Genomic DNA, 18877 nt, shown 5'->3' with positions numbered 1-18877 from the left:
CATCAAAATGAAAACGTTTTCGGTAATTTATACTTTGTTTTTCTTCCTTTCAGGGTTTGCTCAAGTAGCAACAGAAACTCCTGCTCCTGCTTACATTAAAACAGTTCAATTTTATGGAAATACAGCTCAAAGTCAGTTGCCTTTATTAAGATTAGGCGACCCTATAAACCTAAGTTTTGATGATATAATAGGTGATGAAGCAGATTATTATTACACCATCACTCACCATAATTATGACTGGACGCCTTCTGTTCTGGCAAAAACTGAATATTTAAAAGGTATTGATGATGTGCGTATCATGAATTATACAAATTCCGTGAGTACACTTCAACTTTACACGCATTATGAGGTACAAATACCCAACCAGTACACCACAGGAATTTTAAAATCCGGTAATTATTTACTGCAAGTTTTTAATACAGATGATGAACTTATTTTTTCTAGGAAATTCATGATTTACGATCCCCAGGTTACTGTGGGTGTAGAAATATTACGCACGCGAAATCTTGAATTTATTGAACAGAAGCAAGTTGTGAACTTTAATGTTGACTCTGGCGAATCTGTTTTGATCAATCCAGATAAATCTATAAAACCGCTTATAATTCAGAATAACAACCTTAACAATACAATTTCAAATCTTCCTCCACAATACAGTATAGGCAACCAGCTTCAGTACCGTTATGATGAAGAAACTTCATTTTATGCCGGCAATGAATTTTTTGATTTTGATAACAAAGATATTCGCGCAGCAACAAACCGAGTTCAATACATAGAACTCATCGATCTCTATCATAATCATTTATATGGAAATGCTACCCGTGCTGACAAGGTCTACACTTACAATCCTGATCTAAACGGAAATTTTGCAATCAATACCATTCAAGGAAATGAACCTAAAGTAAATTCAGAATATGCGTGGATTCACTTTAGCTTAGACCACCCGATACGCCCTGAAGATGAAGAAATTCACATCTATGGAAACTTCAATAATTACACCCTTGAAGAAGCGACTAGAATGCGTTACAATCCTGAGAGCAATCGCTATGAACTAGTGTTATTACTCAAACAAGGCTATTATAATTACAAGTACACTGTCACTAAAAATGGTGAGAAGCTACCTTATAATCCCGTTGACGGAGACTTCTGGCAAACAGAAAATAATTATGATGTGCTTATCTACTACAAACCACCTGGCGGCCGTTTTGATGAACTTATAGGAGTAGGCAACGCTTTATCTACTTCAATTTCTAATGTGCGTCGAAATTAATTTTTAAAGACACCTTGAGGTATCAATTAAAAAAGCATTGTTAATTTCAATTTCGAATAATCGTTTTATATTTAGATTGTGAAAGAAAAACTACAGCAATCTTCCCGAAAATCACTCAACTATCGCGGCAACGAATGTCTCAATTGTAGTCACCCGTTAGAACTAAGCGACCGTTATTGTCCCTATTGCGGTCAATTGAATTCTACCAAGAAGATTTCGCTAAGCGATTATTTTGGTGAGTTTATAATCAGTGTTGTTAACTATGACTCCAGATTTAGATACACCATAAAAGACTTACTCTTCAAACCGGGAGTAATCACACGCAATTTTACCCTAGGACAGCGTATGCGATACGCAAATCCTTTTCGGTTTTTTCTAAGTGTAAGCATTATCTACTTTCTCTTAAGTGGTTTTTTAGACTTTATGAAAATCAATGAGACAGATACGAATGACAATCCATCGCTACAGAACATTTTTAACCTAAACTCCAACTCAGAGAGTCCAGACATACCATTAGACTCTATTTACTACTATAAAGAGTTGGGATTAAAAATCAGAGATAAAGACAGCTTAAAAAAATTACCTTTTGCATACGCAAGAGAAAGTAGCTTAGACACTATTAATTTTTTTAAGCGAACCACGAGAAAATTTAAATTATTTCAAGATTTCTCTATCAAAACTAAAATCAAGAGTCCTGCACAAGCTATGGACAGTCTTGACTATTCAAAGACCAGGCTCAATTTATGGATTTATGAAAGAGAGAAAAGCTTTGAGCGAATACTGGATAACCCTATTGAATTTGGTAAATATCTGAGTAAAAAAATACCTTTATTTTTATTCTTTCTAGCACCTGTTTTTGCCTGCTTCTTTTTATTAATTTACTTTAAAAGATATCCATTTCATTATATTCTATACAAGCTTAGGAACAGTTCAAACCCTAAGCTTCGACGCATTTTTACAATCTCCTTTATCGGCAGAATTTTACTTTATCTAATTGCCGGTTTCAAAAAGCTATTTATTGTAAAACGCAATTACAATTATATGGAACACGTGATTTTCATCTTCCATATTTTTACATTTTTGTTCTTGGTTTTGCTACTTTTATTACTTCCGGAATATTTACTGGGAGGAGAATACCTATCAGGTATTTTTATAATATGTATAGCTCCATTATACTTTTACAAAGCCTTGCGTAACTTTTATCAAGAAAGTAGATTACGCACTATCACTAAGTTTTTCATTTTAAATATTGTATTTTTAATGTTAGGAACATTTGCAGGAGCACTGTTTTTTGTACTCACTGCAGCATTGTATTAAAATATGGTAGAACAAGTTACTAAAGGCATACGCGTATCTGTAGATACGTATTTTGAAGGTTCTTTCACAAAGAACAATGAGATGTTTTATGCTTTCGGATACCGTGTAAGTATTACAAATAACAGTCAGGATACCGTTCAGTTACTAAGCAGATCTTGGTTTATATACGATGCGCTTAATGTTAGAGAGCAAGTGGTAGGTGAAGGCGTTATAGGCAAAAAACCGGTTTTAAAACCCGGTGATACACATACCTACAATTCAGGCTGTTTATTAAAATCTCCTTTTGGAGCTATGAATGGTCATTATACAATGATCAACTTCTCAAATTCTGGTCAGTTTCAAGTCATGATTCCCACGTTTAAATTGAGTGCTACACACGTTCTGAATTAAAACAGGCATAAAACTAAATTCAACATACATTTTACAGAAAATACACCCCTTTAGCACTCAGGTGTTGCCTTTATTATTTTGTAACTTTCACAGCTTAGAATTCAATAAAAACAAAAAAAATAATCAAATATGTCAAAAGGATTTTTTGAAGTACCGGTTGCTATAAATGAGCCTGTAAAAAGCTATGCTCCCGGAACTCCAGAGCGCGAAGAAGTACTAAAAACGTACAAAGAGCTATACAACAGTACAATAGACGTGCCTTTATATATTAATGGTGAGAAAGTAGAAACAGGAAACACCCGTACAATGTCTCCTCCTCACGATCATAGACATGCATTAGGAACGTATCAATTAGCTGAAAAGTCTAATATAGAAGATGCAATTTCCGGAGCACTTGAAGCTCGTAAGAAGTGGTCACAAATGCCTTGGGAACATCGTGCAGCTATCTTTTTAAAAGCTGCAGAATTGATTCAAGGGCCTTACCGCGCTAAAATCAATGCAGCAACAATGCTTGCACAGTCTAAAAATATTTATCAAGCTGAAATTGATTCGGCTTGTGAGCTTATAGACTTTTTGCGTTTTAACGTACAATATATGAGTGAGATCTACACAGAGCAGCCAGAGTCTTCTTCTGCAGCTTGGAACCGTGTAGAACACCGTCCTTTAGAAGGTTTTATTTATGCAATAACACCGTTTAACTTTACTGCAATTGCAGGAAACTTACCAGCAGCTCCCGCTCTGATGGGGAATACTGTTGTATGGAAACCTAGTGATAGCCAAGTGTATTCTGCACAAGTTATTATGGAAGTTTTTGAAGAAGCAGGAGTTCCTGAAGGGGTGATTAATATGGTAATGGGAGATCCTGTTATGATTACTGACACGGTATTAGCAAGTCCTGATTTTGCTGGAATTCATTTTACAGGTTCTACTCACGTATTTAAAGATATTTGGGCGAAAATAGGCGGGAATATTCACACCTACAAAACATATCCACGTATTGTAGGTGAGACAGGAGGTAAAGATTTTATACTAGCGCACCCCACTGCAAACGCTAAACAAGTTGCGACTGCTATTTCTCGTGGAGCTTTTGAATTCCAAGGTCAAAAATGTAGTGCTGCGAGTCGTGTTTATGTAGCAAAATCAATTTGGCACGAAGTAAAAGATTTCCTTTTAGAAGATATTAAATCATTCAAAATGGGATCACCAGAAGATATGAGCAACTTCATAACTGCTGTTATTCATGAAGGTTCTTTTGACAAATTAGCTAAATACATTGACCAAGCCAAGAATGATGCTGAAGCAGAAATTATTGCTGGTGGTAACTATGATAAATCTACAGGCTATTTTGTAGAGCCAACCGTCATCTTAACTACAAATCCTAAATATACTACAATGACCACTGAGCTTTTTGGCCCGGTTGTTACTATTTATGTATATGAAGATCAAAACTGGAGCGAAACTTTAAAACTAGTTGATGACTGTGAATATGCGTTAACTGGTGCAGTTTTAGCAAAAGACCGTTATGCAATTACTGAAGCTACACAAGCTTTACAAAATGCTGCCGGTAACTTCTACATCAATGACAAACCTACGGGAGCTGTAGTTGGTCAACAACCATTTGGTGGAGCAAGAGCTTCTGGTACAAATGATAAAGCAGGTAGTATTCTCAACTTGCTAAGATGGGTTTCTCCGCGATTAATAAAAGAAACATTTGTAACTCCAGTAGATTACAGATACCCATTCTTAGGAGAATAAGATACCTTTTATACACTTCAAAAAGCTACCAGTTTTACGGTAGCTTTTTTTTATTCTGCAAATAACAATGTTAACTTAATGTTACGTAAATATGTTTTTAAGGTTAATTAAATCTATTTTATTAACTTTACTTCATATAAAAACATATGACTATGACGACGGATAAAAAAATGTACGTACTGAAAGTAAAATATTCAGTTATAGATGTTTCTAAAAAAAAGAGTAACAGAAAGATAACACGTAAAAAAGAGAAATTATATTTAGTTCGTGATCCTGAAAGTATTGATGAAAAACTTAAAGAATTAGAAGATTCTTTATTAGAAATCGATCAGGAAGAACGCACCACGTTCTTGAATAGAGCTCAAGAATTCTTGAGAAGTTTTGGAATGAGATGCAACAGAACCTATTTAAACATGCTTAGAACATAATAAAAAAGGCGACTTTGAAAGTCGCTTTTTTTATTGCCTTGAAGTGAAGTTATCTTACCCCTTATATTTCAAAGGAAGATGTACAACCTTCTTAGTATCATAAAATTCTTCCTTGAAATAATCTTTTAGATCATATATTTTAGCAGTCTTATATAATGTTAATTCTTCTGTAAGGTCACCACCCTTTAAATATAGAATACCATTTTTAAGTTCGTGATCACTTTTTTTAGCAATTTTACCTTTAACCCATCTCACAAAAGTTTCCATTTGAGCTACCGCTCTACTCACGATAAAATCATATTGACCATCAATATTCTCGACGCGGTCATTCGTAACTTTTACATTTTTAAGTCCTAATCCTTCAGAAACTTCTTCAACAACTTTTATCTTTTTACCGATACTATCAACTAAATGAAACTGAGTTTCCGGAAAAAGAATAGCAAGCGGAATACCCGGAAAACCACCACCAGTACCAACGTCTAGTATTGAAGCCCCAGGCTTAAAAGTCTGAACCTTGGCTATCCCTAATGAATGTAAAACGTGTCTTAAATAAATTTCATCAATATCTTTTCTAGATACGACATTGATTTTAAGGTTCCAATCTTGATATAATTCATTCAGTTTTTCAAACTGAAGTACCTGATTATCATCTAAATCTGAGAAATAATACTTAATAAGTTTCATATTCAACTTTTATAGCAACAAAATTAGGATTTAAGGCGTTAAATTAAGGTATTTACAGACCTTAAAAAGATATAAATCTTATTTTTGAGGTTGCATTGTAAACATCGTCTAAAATGTTGCTTACATAAAGCAAAAAGTTTATGGAAAATATTAAAACAATAAAATTTTCAAGAGTAGATTCGGCTAAGTTTTTCCGAACACTTAACAAGCGTGTCAACACGTATTTTAAAGAAAATAATGTAGAACGCACCGGCAACTGGAAACTGTATTTCAAAACTGCCGTGATGTTCTCCTTATTTCTTGCACCTTACTTCATACTCTTAACATTAGATCTTCCGGGCTGGGCTCAACTTTTACTAACCATTGTTATGGGAGTAGGTATGGCCGGCGTAGGTATGAATGTTATGCACGATGGTAATCACGGCTCTTTTTCAAAGAAAAAATGGGTTAACAAAATAATGGGTAGCAGTATTTATATTCTTGCCGGAAATGTTTATAACTGGCAAGTTCAACATAACGTGCTGCATCACACCTACACCAATATCCACGGTCACGATGAAGATTTAGAAGCAGGTAGAATCTTGAGATTCTCTAAACATGCTCCTTGGTATAAGCATCATCGTTTTCAACACTATTATTCAATTTTTCTTTATGGTCTTTTGACCTTTAACTGGGCAATTACTACAGATTTCCTTCAGATGAAACGCTATCTAAAACGTAAACTTTCCTATGGAGAATTTCCGAATCCAAAATTAGAATGGACAAAACTCGTTATCACAAAACTTATTTATGTAAGCATCTGGATTGTTCTGCCTATCGTTGTATTAGATGTTGCCTGGTGGAAAATATTAATCGGCTTTTTTTTAATGCATTATACTGCCGGAGTAATCCTAAGTGTTGTTTTTCAATTGGCTCACGTTATTGACGAAGCAGATATGCCGTTACCGGATCAATCGGGAACGATGAAAAATACCTGGGCAATTCACCAGTTATTTACCACCGTAAATTTTTCAACTAAAAATAAAGTTGTAAACTGGTTTACCGGTGGACTTAACCATCAGGTGGAGCATCATATTTTTCCACACATTAGTCACATTCACTACACTAAGATTTCTAAAATTGTACGCGAGACAGCTAATGAATTCAATTTGCCATACAACGAGTATAAGACCACGCGCAAAGCGATTATTGCTCATTTTAAATATTTAAAAGAGATGGGGATGCAACCCACTCTTCAATCAGCTTAATTTTTACATTTTTAAATGGAAACACTTACCAATCAACTATCTGACCGAATTAATAATTTGGCAGCATCTGCTACACTTGCTATGGCTGCAAAGGCTCGTGAACTACGTGCTGAAGGTAAAGACATCATAGGTCTTAGCCTTGGCGAACCAGACTTCAACACGCCAGATTTTATCAAAGACGCTGCTATACAAGCTGTAAATGATAATTACAACTCATATACTCCGGTAGACGGATATGTAGAATTGAAAGATGCGATTATTACTAAATTTAAGCGTGATAATAAATTAACATACGACCGCTCTCAGATTGTGGTTTCTACAGGAGCAAAACAATCTTTATACAATGTAGCTCAGGTTTGCCTGAATCCAGGTGACGAGGTACTTTTACCCTGCCCGTACTGGGTGAGTTATTCAGATATTGTAAAGCTTGCAGAAGGTGTGCCGGTTGAGGTTGAAACTTCTTTGGATACCGATTTTAAAATGACTCCAGAGCAACTGGAAGCTGCTATTACTCCTAAGACAAAAATGCTTTGGTATAGCTCTCCTTGTAATCCAAGCGGATCTATTTATAGCGAAGCTGAATTACGTGCTCTTGCAGATGTACTTCAAAAACATCCTCAAATCGTTGTGGTTAGTGATGAGATTTATGAGCACATCAACTACGTAGGTGGTCACGCGAGTATGGCTCAGTTTGAAGATATGTACGATCGCGTAGTTACTGTAAATGGTGTTGCAAAAGCATTTGCAATGACTGGCTGGAGAATAGGTTATATCGGCGCACCTGCTTATATCGCTCGTGCTTGTAACAAGATACAAGGTCAGGTTACCAGTGGTGCAAACTGTATCGCTCAGCGAGCAGTAATCACTGCTCTTGAAGCTCCTGTGAGCAAGATTCAATATATGGTTGATGAATTTAAAGAGCGCAGAAAATTAATTCTAGGGCTTTTAAAAGATATTGAAGGTTTTGAATGCAATGAGCCGGAAGGTGCTTTTTATGTATTCCCAAATATCTCGCACTACTTTGGAAAAACTTTAAATGGAACTACAATCAACAACGCTTCAGAATTTGCTTTATATATTTTAGAGCAAGCTAATGTTGCTACCGTTACCGGTGAAGCGTTTGGTAATGCTAACTGCATACGTATTTCTTACGCTGCAAGTCAGGATCAAATCAAACAAGCTATAGCTCGAATTAAGAAAGCAGTTTCTTAATTTCAGTAGTTATATAACAAAAAAAAGCGATCTAAATAGGTCGCTTTTTTTATTTTTTAAAGGCGATTCCGTAAAACCTGATCTATTATTAATAATATTTTATTAATATGCATTTCAATTTTAAATTGATTCATTTGAAAAATTTTTACCTTAACTGTATTTTACTAATTTCCATAGTTATACAGATCTCTTGCTCACCTGAAGAAAAACTACCAGAAAATAAAGCTCCTGGTGTTTTTCAAATAGACGATATACAATTTGATGGTCTTGACGTATTTATAGATTGGAGTGATTCAACTGACCCAGATGAGGATATTGTTTATTACAGCCTATACCTCAATGACATAAAAACTTATGAAGGAGAAATATCTGAAAGTACACTAAGAGTCGAGTATAATAAACTCTATATATGTAAACTTATTGCTACAGATAGGAACGGTGGCGTTCAAGAGACCACATTCAACTTTAATAGTCCTAACAGTAAAATTCTATTTTATCAAACCGGAAATCACATCATACATGCTTATGATCTCATAGAAAACAAAAAATTGTGGGAAGCTGAAGGCGGACTTCTATCCTCCTTTTGTATTGTTGACGATAAGATATATACAGGAAGTGACAAAATTCAAGGATTAGATTTATTAACTGGCGAGAGTAAATGGACCTCTATGTCTTTAAACTATTATGATCGCTACAGAGATATTATAGCTGACCAAAAATTCATTTACGCCTTTACTATAGATGATGATCTTTATTGTATAGATGTGTTGACCGGTGATAAAGTATGGTGGCGTTCATTCATAGATTATGAAGGACCTATGGGCATTGATGAATCTAAAGTTTATATAGCAAATAGAAATAATTATGACCTCTTTGCTATTGATAAAGAAACCGGTGAATCACTATGGACTTATGAATCTTTCGATCGCCCTTACAGTTATGAGATTGAGTCAAATCCATTAATCGTAGACGATGTTCTTTATGTATGTGACAATTATTACTACTTAAAAGCTTTTGATAAACATACGGGCTCATTAAAATGGCAAATAAGACTTGACACTTCAATATATGCATCTCCAACCACTTACAACGATCGCATTATTGTTGCAACAAATCAAAGTATATACTGCATAAATAAAAGAGGTATTATAGAGTGGTCAAAACAAGTACCTTCTGGCTATAATTTTCAAACATCTCCTATCGTAGATGGTGATAAAATTTTTACACCTTTAACTGGCAATGGTTCTGGTAAATTTAACTGTTTAGATGCCAGAAGTGGCAATCAAATATGGTCTTTCGCTTGTGGGCAGAATCCAAGTTCACCCGTGGTATTTGAAGATCAAGTCTTTTTTGGAGATTGGGACAATAAGATGTATTCTTTAAACACAATTACAGGCACTGTCAATTTTGAATTAAACACTGAATCCTATGTATCAGGTTCAGCAACAGTTGTTGAAGGTTTAGGCGGAAAAATTTATTACCCTAGCGTTTCTGCATTAAAAAACTAATATCACATTTCACATGAAAAGATTTAGCCACTTATTATTTATCTTTCTAATTATTGCTTGTTCAAAAGACGAGGATAGTGAAGAAATTATTTTGAGTTCTGAAAATAAAATAACCTCATTTCAACTGATGTTGAATGGCGTATTAGAAAATGGAGATATTAACGACAGCGATAAGTCAATAATATTTAATACTGCTGGTGCTAATCTAAATAGCTTAATTCCAGAAGTAGAATTTTCAAAAAGTGCTACTATTAAGCCTGATATAAATAGTCCACAAAATTTTTCTAATGATATTTCATATACAGTCTACGCTGAAAATGGAGAGACCAATATCTACAGAATAATTGTAAATAATAGAGAGCTTAGTACCGAAAATAAAATATTAAGCTTCCAATTAAAGCTAGGTGAGGAACTTACTGAAGGGGTTATTGATGAAAGCTCTAAAATTATAAGCTTTAATTCAGGAGAATATGATATTTCTAACATCAGCCCAGAGATTGAGATATCAGAAAGAGCAACAATAAGTCCAAATCCAGGCATCGAGCAGAATTTTAATAATATTGTTGATTACCAAGTAACTTCTGAGTCAGGAGTTATGAGTACTTATAGCGTCATTGCAAATAAGCCTGTTATAGAAGATGTTCAAGGTTTGGGAGGTTTCAGCAAATTTTATGTAGGCGCAACCGTATATGTATATGGGAAATATATAAATCCCGAAATTGAAGGATCTGAAATCTATCTTTCTGACGGTGTTAACACCTATCCGGTTGAAGCAAAAGAGATTTATTCTTCGTTTTATGAAAACATAAATTACACCAGTTTTAACTTTCAAATACCTTGGAACTTACCATATAATACTAATTATCAATTCATATATAAAAATGATAAAGGGACCTTTATTAGCGAAAGTCAATTGGATATTATGATGGAAAATGCTCCTAAATTCACCAGCTCAAATCAAAACCAATACTCTTATTTGGATGTGATTGAAATTACAGGAGAAAATCTTTACCCTCAGATAGCAATACCTTCTAATGGAAATATCTTTCTTATAACCGAATACTACTATGATATACGAGTTAATGATGAAAAAACTCTTTTAGAATTGACTCTGGATTATTACAATTTATTTCCTAGATATTATGGTCAAGGAGTTCAAACAAAAGCCATAACCCTTTTTGGGCCAAATAGCCGAGTAGGAGAGTCTTTCGAACTCGAGTTCTACTAAACAAAAAGCGACCCAAACAGGTCGCTTTTTTATTTTTTAAAAGGTCTTAATTTTACATTTCAGGAAGCAAAACTGTATCAATTACGTGAATCACTCCGTTTGATTGGTTTACATCAGCGATAGTTACTGTCGCAACATTACCAGCCTGATCTTTAATTTTAACCATATTTCCATCAATCATTCCCCATAATTTCTGACCGTTAACAGTCGTCCACTCAGCGGTTCCTCCTGCTTCTTTGATATCTTTCATAATATCTGCTGCAGAATGCTTTCCTGCAATTACGTGATACGTAAGCACTCCTTGTAAAGCTGGTCTGTTTTCTGGCTTAAGAAGGGTAGCTACAGTTCCTTCCGGCAATTCATCAAAAGCTGCATTTACAGGAGCTAAAACGGTAAAAGGACCTTCACTTTGCAAAGTCTCAACTAAGTCTGCAGCTTTTACAGCAGCTACTAAAGTTGTATGATCTTTTGAGTTTACTGCATTCTCAACGATGTTTTTAGTAGGATACATTGCTGCACCTCCTACCATTTTAGTTTCTTGTGCAGTTGCAACAGTTGTTGCAGCGATAAATAATGCGATAAAAAGTGTTGATAGTGAATTTCTCTTTTTCATAGTGTAAGTTTTTTTAGTTACAGTTACACATACGAGACAAGTTCATTCAAAGGTTTTCACAATATATTTCTTTGGGAAAATATTAACTATATTAAGCCATCTGCCCAATTTTAGCTTTGAGATGTTCTAAAATCATATCTGCGTGAACTCGTGTATTCTCAATAAACAATTTACTTGTTTTGAGTCCGCTATTGATAACACCAGCAACATATACATTAGGCAACGGAGTTTCTAAAGTTTCAGGATTATGAATAGGTTTTTTATGATTTTCCTCATCTACCGGAATCCCTAAATTTTCAAATAAGGAATAATCTGGCATATAACCTATCATAGCTAATACAAAGTCATTTTCTATTTCAACCTCACCTTCCGGAGTATTCAATACAACTGAATGGGATTTGATTTCGGTAACCGAGGTTTCAAAATATGCCTTGATCGAACCTTCTTTGATTCGGTTTTCGATATTTGGCTTGATCCAATATTTAGTTTTGGGGTAAATCTCATTGCTGCGGATTGCCATCGTAACCTCAGCTCCTTTATAATAAGTCTCAAGTGCTACATCACACGCCGAATTTGCAGCTCCAATAACTAAAAGCTTTTGATTTACATACGGGTGCGGACTGTCGTAGAAATGCTTAACCTTAGGAAGGTCTTCTCCCGGAATATTTAATTTACGAGCGGTATCATAAAAGCCTGTTGATACAATTACCGCTTTAGTTTTAAACTGCCCTTTAGGTGTATCTAAAATATAACCATCTTCAGTTTGCTGCATTCCAGATACAGGTGTGTAGAGTTGTATATTTAACTTCCAGCTCTCATAAACTCTGCGATAATATTCTAAGGCTTCTTTACGCGTAGGCTTATCATTATGCGCAACAAAAGGGACATCGCCGATCTCAAGCAAATTTGAAGTCGAGAAAAAAGTCATTTGCTCCGGGAAATTATAAAGCGAATTTACCAGAACTCCTTTTTCTAAAATGATATAATTGAGCTTCGCTTTTGTTGCTGCAATACCACAGGCTAAACCTATAGGACCACCACCTACTATAATAAGATCGTAATTTTTCAAGATACTATTTTTTGGGTAGAATTGATGCTCAAAAAAGAGTTTTCAAACAGCACTTCTAATAAGCTGTAAAGTTAAACGTTACTAGCGATTACGCCAAAAGAACGGCGTTAACAGTATCAAAACAGTGAATAATTCTAGACGACCTATCATCATCAAAAATGCACACCACCACTTACCTACCATAGGCAATGCATCAAAATTATTAACCGGACTCAAAATCCCAAAAGCAGGACCTACGTTACCCAGCGAAGAAGCAGAACCTCCCAGAGCAGTCGCAAAATCAAGACCTAAAGCCGCAAGACCACAGGCCCCTATAATCCACGCAAGTAAGTATAAGATAAAAAAACCTAAAATATTGAATACAATCTCTTTAGAAACTGCCTTGCCATTATGACGAACCGGTAGAACAGCATTGGGATGAAGCGTGCGTTTAAATTCGAGTACTCCGTTTCTAACAATCATTAAGTGTCGTACAACCTTAATTCCCCCGGAAGTTGAGCCGGCAGAACCACCCAAAAACATCAAACCAAAAAAGATTACAGTCGCAAAAGGTGCCCACATTGTAAAATCTGCAGAAACAAATCCCGTCGTGGTAATAACCGAAATTACCTGAAACAACCCATGTCTTATTGCGCTCTCATACTCTCCCCAAACCATGGGATGATCTATTGAAGACACCGAAACATCTGCCCGTAATATAATGATCAGAACGACCAATATTGTAAAACCTACCGTAAAAGCCGTGTACAATTTAAACTCTTCATCCTTCCAAACGGAACGTAATTTCCCTTTAAAAGCGAAATAACTGAGTACGAAGTTTGTACCTGCTAGAAACATAAATACGATGATAATCCATTGTATTTCAGGACTATCATTCCAATAGGCAACACTGGCATTTTTCGTACTAAAACCACCGGTTGACAAAGTACTCATCGCATGATTAATCGCATCAAAAAACGACATACCTGCAATTTGAAGCAGTATAGTTTCAGCAACTGTATATCCAAAATAAATAAGCCAAAGTCGTTTTGCGGTATCGGTGATTCTGGGATGTAATTTATCGGCGTTAGGCCCGGGAGCTTCCGCAGCAAAAAGCTGCATCCCACCAATTCCCAACAAAGGAAGAATCGCAATCGCAAGCACTATAATACCCATACCTCCTATCCAGTGCGTAGTACTTCTCCAGAATAAAATTCCGTTAGGTATTGCTTCTATGTCATTTAGAATAGATGCTCCTGTGGTCGTATAACCACTCATCGTTTCAAAAAAAGCATTTGTAAAAGAAGGGATTGCCCCGGTAATTAAATACGGAAGGCAACCGCTCAACGACATAAAAATCCATCCAAAGGTTACGACAATATATCCTTCTCGTTTTTGAATTTCCTTTTTATGATCCCGTGTAAAGAACATAAAAAGCATTCCTAAAAATAACGTGATCAATCCTGAAGAAATAATCCCCAACGCTACCGAAACATCATCGTAGAAATAACCTACTAAAGCAGATATAAGCATAAAACCACCATTGAACAGCAGCAATACACCCATTAGATGAAAAATGATTTTATAATTAAGTCTGACTCTGTTAGGCATGTAGTTATATAAACATACGTTCTACTTTATTTATGGAGCGTAGCAGGCAACATACAACAATACGATCACCAACTTTTATTTTATTTTCTCCCAAAGCTATTATCCCTTCTCCATCACGCACAATACCACCTATAGTTGCAGATCTCGGAAAGTCAAGATCCTTTATACGCTTACCTATAACTTTAGAATTGGGCTTCGCAATAAATTCTAGAAGCTCTGCATTCATATTGTTGAGTTTGGTCATCGCTACAACATCTCCTTTTCTAATATACCTGAAGATATTATTCGCTGCTAACAGCTTCTTATTAATCAGCGTATCTATACCTATACTGTGTGACAGCTGAAAATAATCCATATTCTCAACTAGTGCGATTGTTTTTTTTACACTCTTAGACTTTGCCACTAGACAAGACATAATGTTGGTTTCACTATTACCAGTTACGGCAATAAAAGCGTCCATATCATAAATATTCTCCTCTTCAAGCAATTCTACGTTTCTTCCATCACCGTTAATTACTAAGGTTTTGGGCAATTTTTCAGCGAGATCAAATGCTTTATCACTGTCTTTCTCGACCAGCTTTACATTAAAGTTGTGCGAACATAAATCACGGGCGGTTTTATAACCTATTTTACTTCCGCCTAAAATCATTACATTTTTAATCTGCTGCTTCGCCTTACCGGTCAATTTATAAAGCTCTTCTACTCCACCTTTGACCGTCATAAAGTAAACCTGATCCCCTTCTTTAAAGATCGTATCTCCACGAGGGATCAATGTATATTGTGTTCCCTCTCGCTGAATCGCAATAGGCATAAAATGCAAACTTGGAAATATACGCGCGGCTTCTTTTACACTTTTACCCACAAAAGAAGCAGTACGACTTAATGAAGTACCCACCATTGTTAGCGCTCCGTTCTCAAACTCATAACTGTCGTTAAAAGCAGATTGATTGAGTAACAATTCTATTTCTGAAGCGGCTAAGCTTTCTGGAGAAATCAACTCATCTATACCAAATTTCTTAAATCCGGCTACTTCTTGATTCGCTATAAACTCGGTATTAGAAATACGGGCAATAGTTCGCTTTGCTCCCATTTGTTTCGCGAGTACACAAACGGTAATGTTTGTAGTCTCACTGGCAGTAACAGCAATTATCAAATCTGTACCATCTATACGCGCTTCTTTGAGAATAGCTATTGAAGTAGAGTCTCCTCGAATAGTACGTATATCAAGATGCGTATCTGCATAAGCAATCCTATCTTTATCTACATCGATAAGAGTAATATCTTGAGATTCAAAAGACAGTAATTTAGCCAAATGAAAACCCACCTCACCGGCACCTGCAATAACAATCTTCATAGTTGAGTTTGAAGTAATCTACCCAGAGGCAAGTCCGCTAAGTAGTTAATATGAAAACAATTTATCTAAGAGGTTTCTCCTCAAATTCTCCACCCCACTTGGTGAGTAAAACCTTGCAAAGATAGTAGATTTAATAGAGATAACTTTAAATATAACAGCCTTCTAAAATTAAAGCGTTATCAGATTTACAAATACTATATTTGCCATTAAAAATAAGTTATGAGCGGCAGCGTGAATCCCTATAAAAATTCAGAAAGATCAAAACGGGAACAGGTAGAACAAATGTTTGATACCATTTCTGGCGAGTATGATGGTCTTAACCGGGTAATCTCTTTTGGCATAGACATTAAGTGGCGAAAAAAAGTGGTAAAAATGGTAGCCGCCACCCAACCGCACCGCATTCTTGATGTGGCTACAGGTACTGGTGATCTGGCCATTAACCTTGCTGAAACTAAGGCTGAAAAAATCATAGGACTTGACATTTCTGCCGGAATGCTTAAAGTAGGAAAAGAAAAAATTATAGCTAAAGACCTTGACCAAACCATTGAGATGGTTCAGGGAGATTCTGAAAATTTACCCTTTGAAGATAACTACTTTGATGCGATAACCGTAGCTTTTGGTATTCGTAATTTTGAAACTTTAGAAAAAGGTCTTGCCGAAATTCTAAGAGTTCTAAAACCTGGAGGGATTTTTGCGATTCTAGAAACTTCAGTTCCTACAAAGACACCTTTTAAACAAGGTTATGGTATATATACTAAAACCTTACTACCCCTTATAGGTCATGTTTTTTCAAAAGATCGTGATGCTTATGCCTATTTGAGCGAAAGTGCATCTGTTTTTCCTTATGGCGAAGAACTCAACAATATTTTACGCAAAACTGGGTTTACTCATGTTAAAGACCATCCGCAAACAATGGGGGTTGCTACCATTTATTCGGCATCAAAGTAATTCTATGCGTAAACTGTTTATCTTTTTATTCTTTAATATTGGGCTTATTTCTACTTCTGAAGCTCAATTTTTAACTGGTGAGCGAATTCTCAATGATGAGAACTTTGACAAGAAGCCGTGGAGCTGGGGATATTACTTTGGGATAAACAGATTTGATTTTAATTTTGATTATAAAGAAGATCGTCCTGATATTTTTGTGGAACAAAATTTCGGTTTCAATGTAGGATTATTGGGCAATAAACGCATTAACGACTATCTTGATTTGCGCTTGATGCCTGGCCTTGTATACAATGCCCGCACCTTGTTTTATTTAGACATTCCGGGAGAAGATAATGACCGCATGCGCGAACTAAATTCCACTTACATTCATATTCCATTACTGCTGAAGTTTTCGACTAAAAGGCTTAACAATTTCAGGCCGTTTGTAGAAGGCGGTTTCAGCTGGTCCTACAACTTATCTAGTAATGAGAAGAATCCTGATGACAACAGTGCAGGACAATTTAGAATGAAAAATAACACCTTTTATTATGAGGTGGGATTTGGCGTCGATTTTTATTTACCTTATTTTAAATTTTCACCGAGTATACGCGGTGTTTTTGCACTTACTGACGAACTTGTTAGAGATGAAGATCCTAACAGTTTGTACACCTCAAATATAGAAGTCATGCAATCACGCGGAATATTTTTAAACTTTACCTTTCAATAATGTGGGAAGCAGATTTATATAGAGAAAAGCACGGTTTTGTATTTGATTACGGAAAAGACCTCATCAGTATGTTGAACCCTAAAAGCGGGGAACGCATTCTGGATCTGGGTTGTGGTACCGGCGAGCTTACCGCAGAAATTGCTGAAAGTGGTGCTGATTTAGTAGGTATTGATGCTTCGGTAGAAATGATCAAAGCTGCTCAAGACAAATTCAGTAACATCAATTTTGTTCAAGCACGTGGCGAAAGCTTTATAGATTCTGAGCAGTATGACGCTATTTTTAGTAATGCTACGCTACACTGGATTCTAAATCCGGAAGCTGCGATTTCTGCTATGTACAGCAATCTAAAGCCAGACGGAAGACTGCTCCTTGAAATGGGTGGAAATGGTAATATTGAAACCATTATCTTTGCCTTAAGCTCTGTTCTTAAAGAGAAAGGCTATCTCAAACAATCGAGAACGATTAACTGGTATTTCCCAAAATTAGGAACCTATTGTCACTTTCTGGAACAACGTGGTTTTCAAGTCACTTTTGCGCATTTATACGAACGGCCAACTAAACTAAAAGATCCTGAAACCGGAATCATAGACTGGCTAGAGATGTTTGCCGGAAAATATTTTACAGATATCCCGGAAAACGATGCTGCTGAAATTCGAAAAATAACACAACAACGTGTTCATGACAGTTTATATAAAGACGGATTTTATTACGCAGATTATAAGCGCTTACGTATTTGTGCTTTGAAGTAAACAAGCTTAGGGCAAGCGCACAAGGCGTTAAAGGAAATAGATTTTGACTTCTAGGCGGCAAGCCTTGGAGCATTCAAATCTTGATTATCGAGTAAATATCAACAACGCTTAAACTCACTTACAAGTATTGCGCCTGCGATTGCTACATTAAGACTTTCGGTGGTACTTTGCCCAAATTGAGGTATGCTTATTTTATGCTGAATTTTTTCGGCTACTGCATCAGAAATTCCGTTGGCTTCGTTGCCTAGAATTAAGATTGCATCTTGCGGAAGTTCTTCTTTATAAACAGATTCTCCATCCATAAACGCTGCATAAATAGGTAATTCTTGTTCTACTAAATACTTTGGCAAATCGGTATAAATCAGATTCACTCTAGTAAGTGACCCCATAGTTGCCTGAATAACTTTAGGATTGAAACAGTCTACCGTCTCTTTAGAACAAACAAGGTTTTTAATACCGTACCAGTCACACAAACGGATTAGCGTTCCCAGATTGCCAGGATCTCTCACATCATCTAAAATCAATTGAAAACCGGCCTCTGTCCTATTCAAATCTTCAGGAATTTCAAATAGCGCCAGAGCCTTTTGAGGCGTCTTGAGAAAGCTTATTTTTTTCAACTCTGCAAGAGTAACTTCAGTCGGTTGCTCTTCAGTAAAAAAACCTTCAAGCGCAAAAAGACTGTGCAAGGCAAAGTTAGATTCTAAAAATTCAGAAATGCCTTTTAAACCTTCCACCACAAATAGACCATGCTGTTGGCGGTACTTTTTTTGAGACAGACTCGTTATTAATTTTATTTGGCTTTTGCTAACCAC

General features: G+C 35.9%; 18 protein-coding genes. 12 read left to right on the top strand and 6 right to left on the bottom strand.

Translation table 11 applies throughout. The features are described from left to right. Window positions 1–7: 7 nt before the first annotated feature. The 5 genes from BUB91_RS13985 to BUB91_RS13965 all read left to right on the top strand — a co-directional run bounded on the left by BUB91_RS13985 (window position 8) and on the right by BUB91_RS13965 (window position 5157). Window positions 8–1267: a type IX secretion system plug protein gene (locus BUB91_RS13985; protein ID WP_073099915.1), complete on the top strand. Its 1260-nt coding sequence runs from the start codon at window positions 8–10 to the stop codon at window positions 1265–1267. 78 nt (window positions 1268–1345) lie between these two features. Further along, on the top strand, window positions 1346–2584 hold the full coding sequence (locus BUB91_RS13980; RefSeq protein ID WP_164917863.1) for a DUF3667 domain-containing protein: 1239 nt from the start codon (window positions 1346–1348) through the stop codon (window positions 2582–2584). Window positions 2585–2587: 3 nt separating this feature from the next. Continuing rightward, entirely contained in the window at window positions 2588–2974 is a 387-nt protein-coding gene (gene apaG / locus BUB91_RS13975) for a Co2+/Mg2+ efflux protein ApaG (RefSeq protein ID WP_073099913.1), read from the top strand. Window positions 2975–3103: 129 nt separating this feature from the next. Next, entirely contained in the window at window positions 3104–4729 is a 1626-nt protein-coding gene (pruA, locus tag BUB91_RS13970; protein ID WP_073099912.1) for an L-glutamate gamma-semialdehyde dehydrogenase, read from the top strand. 152 nt (window positions 4730–4881) lie between these two features. Continuing rightward, entirely contained in the window at window positions 4882–5157 is a 276-nt protein-coding gene (locus tag BUB91_RS13965; protein ID WP_073099911.1) for a hypothetical protein, read from the top strand. A 54-nt stretch (window positions 5158–5211) separates the two neighbouring features. Here the strand turns inward: BUB91_RS13965 and rsmG are convergent, their stop codons facing one another. Continuing rightward, entirely contained in the window at window positions 5212–5841 is a 630-nt protein-coding gene (gene rsmG / locus BUB91_RS13960; protein WP_073099910.1) for a 16S rRNA (guanine(527)-N(7))-methyltransferase RsmG, read from the bottom strand. Between the two features lie 140 nt (window positions 5842–5981). Here rsmG and BUB91_RS13955 point away from each other — a divergent pair, with 140 nt between their 5' ends. From BUB91_RS13955 to BUB91_RS13940, 4 genes are all read left to right on the top strand, one after another. Further along, window positions 5982–7088, top strand: a complete 1107-nt coding sequence (locus tag BUB91_RS13955; RefSeq protein WP_073099909.1) for a fatty acid desaturase family protein — start codon at window positions 5982–5984, stop codon at window positions 7086–7088. A 15-nt stretch (window positions 7089–7103) separates the two neighbouring features. After that, a complete protein-coding gene (locus tag BUB91_RS13950) occupies window positions 7104–8300 on the top strand; it encodes a pyridoxal phosphate-dependent aminotransferase (protein ID WP_073099908.1) in 1197 nt (398 codons plus the stop codon). A gap of 134 nt (window positions 8301–8434) precedes the next feature. Next, complete coding sequence (locus BUB91_RS13945) at window positions 8435–9808, top strand: outer membrane protein assembly factor BamB family protein (protein ID WP_164917864.1); 1374 nt, start codon at window positions 8435–8437, stop codon at window positions 9806–9808. 13 nt (window positions 9809–9821) lie between these two features. Continuing rightward, window positions 9822–11036: a DUF5018 domain-containing protein gene (locus BUB91_RS13940; RefSeq protein WP_073099906.1), complete on the top strand. Its 1215-nt coding sequence runs from the start codon at window positions 9822–9824 to the stop codon at window positions 11034–11036. Window positions 11037–11088: 52 nt separating this feature from the next. Here BUB91_RS13940 and BUB91_RS13935 read toward each other — a convergent pair whose 3' ends face one another. From BUB91_RS13935 to trkA, 4 genes are all read right to left on the bottom strand, one after another. Beyond that, window positions 11089–11649, bottom strand: coding sequence for a fasciclin domain-containing protein (locus BUB91_RS13935; protein ID WP_073099905.1), 561 nt, complete (start codon window positions 11647–11649; stop codon window positions 11089–11091). Window positions 11650–11740: 91 nt separating this feature from the next. Then, window positions 11741–12718: a YpdA family putative bacillithiol disulfide reductase gene (locus BUB91_RS13930; RefSeq protein ID WP_073099904.1), complete on the bottom strand. Its 978-nt coding sequence runs from the start codon at window positions 12716–12718 to the stop codon at window positions 11741–11743. An 81-nt stretch (window positions 12719–12799) separates the two neighbouring features. Further along, a complete protein-coding gene (locus BUB91_RS13925; protein ID WP_073099903.1) occupies window positions 12800–14308 on the bottom strand; it encodes a TrkH family potassium uptake protein in 1509 nt (502 codons plus the stop codon). Between the two features lie 4 nt (window positions 14309–14312). Next, window positions 14313–15662, bottom strand: coding sequence for a Trk system potassium transporter TrkA (gene trkA / locus BUB91_RS13920; protein ID WP_073099902.1), 1350 nt, complete (start codon window positions 15660–15662; stop codon window positions 14313–14315). Window positions 15663–15881: 219 nt separating this feature from the next. Here trkA and ubiE point away from each other — a divergent pair, with 219 nt between their 5' ends. The 3 genes from ubiE to BUB91_RS13905 are packed head-to-tail and all read left to right on the top strand — an operon-like array spanning window position 15882 to window position 18065. Further along, entirely contained in the window at window positions 15882–16610 is a 729-nt protein-coding gene (ubiE, locus tag BUB91_RS13915; RefSeq protein ID WP_073099901.1) for a bifunctional demethylmenaquinone methyltransferase/2-methoxy-6-polyprenyl-1,4-benzoquinol methylase UbiE, read from the top strand. A 4-nt stretch (window positions 16611–16614) separates the two neighbouring features. After that, entirely contained in the window at window positions 16615–17316 is a 702-nt protein-coding gene (porT, locus tag BUB91_RS13910) for a type IX secretion/gliding motility protein PorT/SprT (RefSeq protein WP_073099900.1), read from the top strand. After that, window positions 17316–18065 (top strand): class I SAM-dependent methyltransferase, encoded by a 750-nt coding sequence (locus BUB91_RS13905; protein WP_073099899.1) that lies wholly within the window; start codon window positions 17316–17318, stop codon window positions 18063–18065. Before porT ends, BUB91_RS13905 begins: the two co-directional genes overlap by 1 nt. A gap of 98 nt (window positions 18066–18163) precedes the next feature. Here the strand turns inward: BUB91_RS13905 and BUB91_RS13900 are convergent, their stop codons facing one another. Beyond that, the gene (locus BUB91_RS13900; protein WP_073099898.1) at window positions 18164–18877 is read right to left on the bottom strand and encodes a TrmH family RNA methyltransferase; all 714 of its coding nucleotides are present in this window, start codon (window positions 18875–18877) and stop codon (window positions 18164–18166) included.

Source organism: Leeuwenhoekiella marinoflava DSM 3653, assembly GCF_900129005.1.
In the GTDB taxonomy this organism is placed as follows: domain Bacteria; phylum Bacteroidota; class Bacteroidia; order Flavobacteriales; family Flavobacteriaceae; genus Leeuwenhoekiella; species Leeuwenhoekiella marinoflava.
This window is presented reverse-complemented; position numbering and strand designations above follow the sequence as displayed.

Bases quoted from the DNA above. Each gene is read 5' to 3' on its own strand.
- apaG (WP_073099913.1), top strand. From the start codon at position 2,588: ATGGTAGAACAAGTTACTAAAGGCATACGCGTATCTGTAGATACGTAT.
- BUB91_RS13940 (WP_073099906.1), top strand. From the start codon at position 9,822: ATGAAAAGATTTAGCCACTTATTATTTATCTTTCTAATTATTGCTTGT.
- BUB91_RS13955 (WP_073099909.1), top strand. From the start codon at position 5,982: ATGGAAAATATTAAAACAATAAAATTTTCAAGAGTAGATTCGGCTAAG.
- BUB91_RS13925 (WP_073099903.1), bottom strand. From the start codon at position 14,308: ATGCCTAACAGAGTCAGACTTAATTATAAAATCATTTTTCATCTAATG.
- BUB91_RS13965 (WP_073099911.1), top strand. From the start codon at position 4,882: ATGACGACGGATAAAAAAATGTACGTACTGAAAGTAAAATATTCAGTT.
- BUB91_RS13950 (WP_073099908.1), top strand. From the start codon at position 7,104: ATGGAAACACTTACCAATCAACTATCTGACCGAATTAATAATTTGGCA.
- trkA (WP_073099902.1), bottom strand. From the start codon at position 15,662: ATGAAGATTGTTATTGCAGGTGCCGGTGAGGTGGGTTTTCATTTGGCT.
- BUB91_RS13905 (WP_073099899.1), top strand. From the start codon at position 17,316: ATGTGGGAAGCAGATTTATATAGAGAAAAGCACGGTTTTGTATTTGAT.
- rsmG (WP_073099910.1), bottom strand. From the start codon at position 5,841: ATGAAACTTATTAAGTATTATTTCTCAGATTTAGATGATAATCAGGTA.
- pruA (WP_073099912.1), top strand. From the start codon at position 3,104: ATGTCAAAAGGATTTTTTGAAGTACCGGTTGCTATAAATGAGCCTGTA.
- ubiE (WP_073099901.1), top strand. From the start codon at position 15,882: ATGAGCGGCAGCGTGAATCCCTATAAAAATTCAGAAAGATCAAAACGG.
- BUB91_RS13935 (WP_073099905.1), bottom strand. From the start codon at position 11,649: ATGAAAAAGAGAAATTCACTATCAACACTTTTTATCGCATTATTTATC.
- BUB91_RS13985 (WP_073099915.1), top strand. From the start codon at position 8: ATGAAAACGTTTTCGGTAATTTATACTTTGTTTTTCTTCCTTTCAGGG.
- porT (WP_073099900.1), top strand. From the start codon at position 16,615: ATGCGTAAACTGTTTATCTTTTTATTCTTTAATATTGGGCTTATTTCT.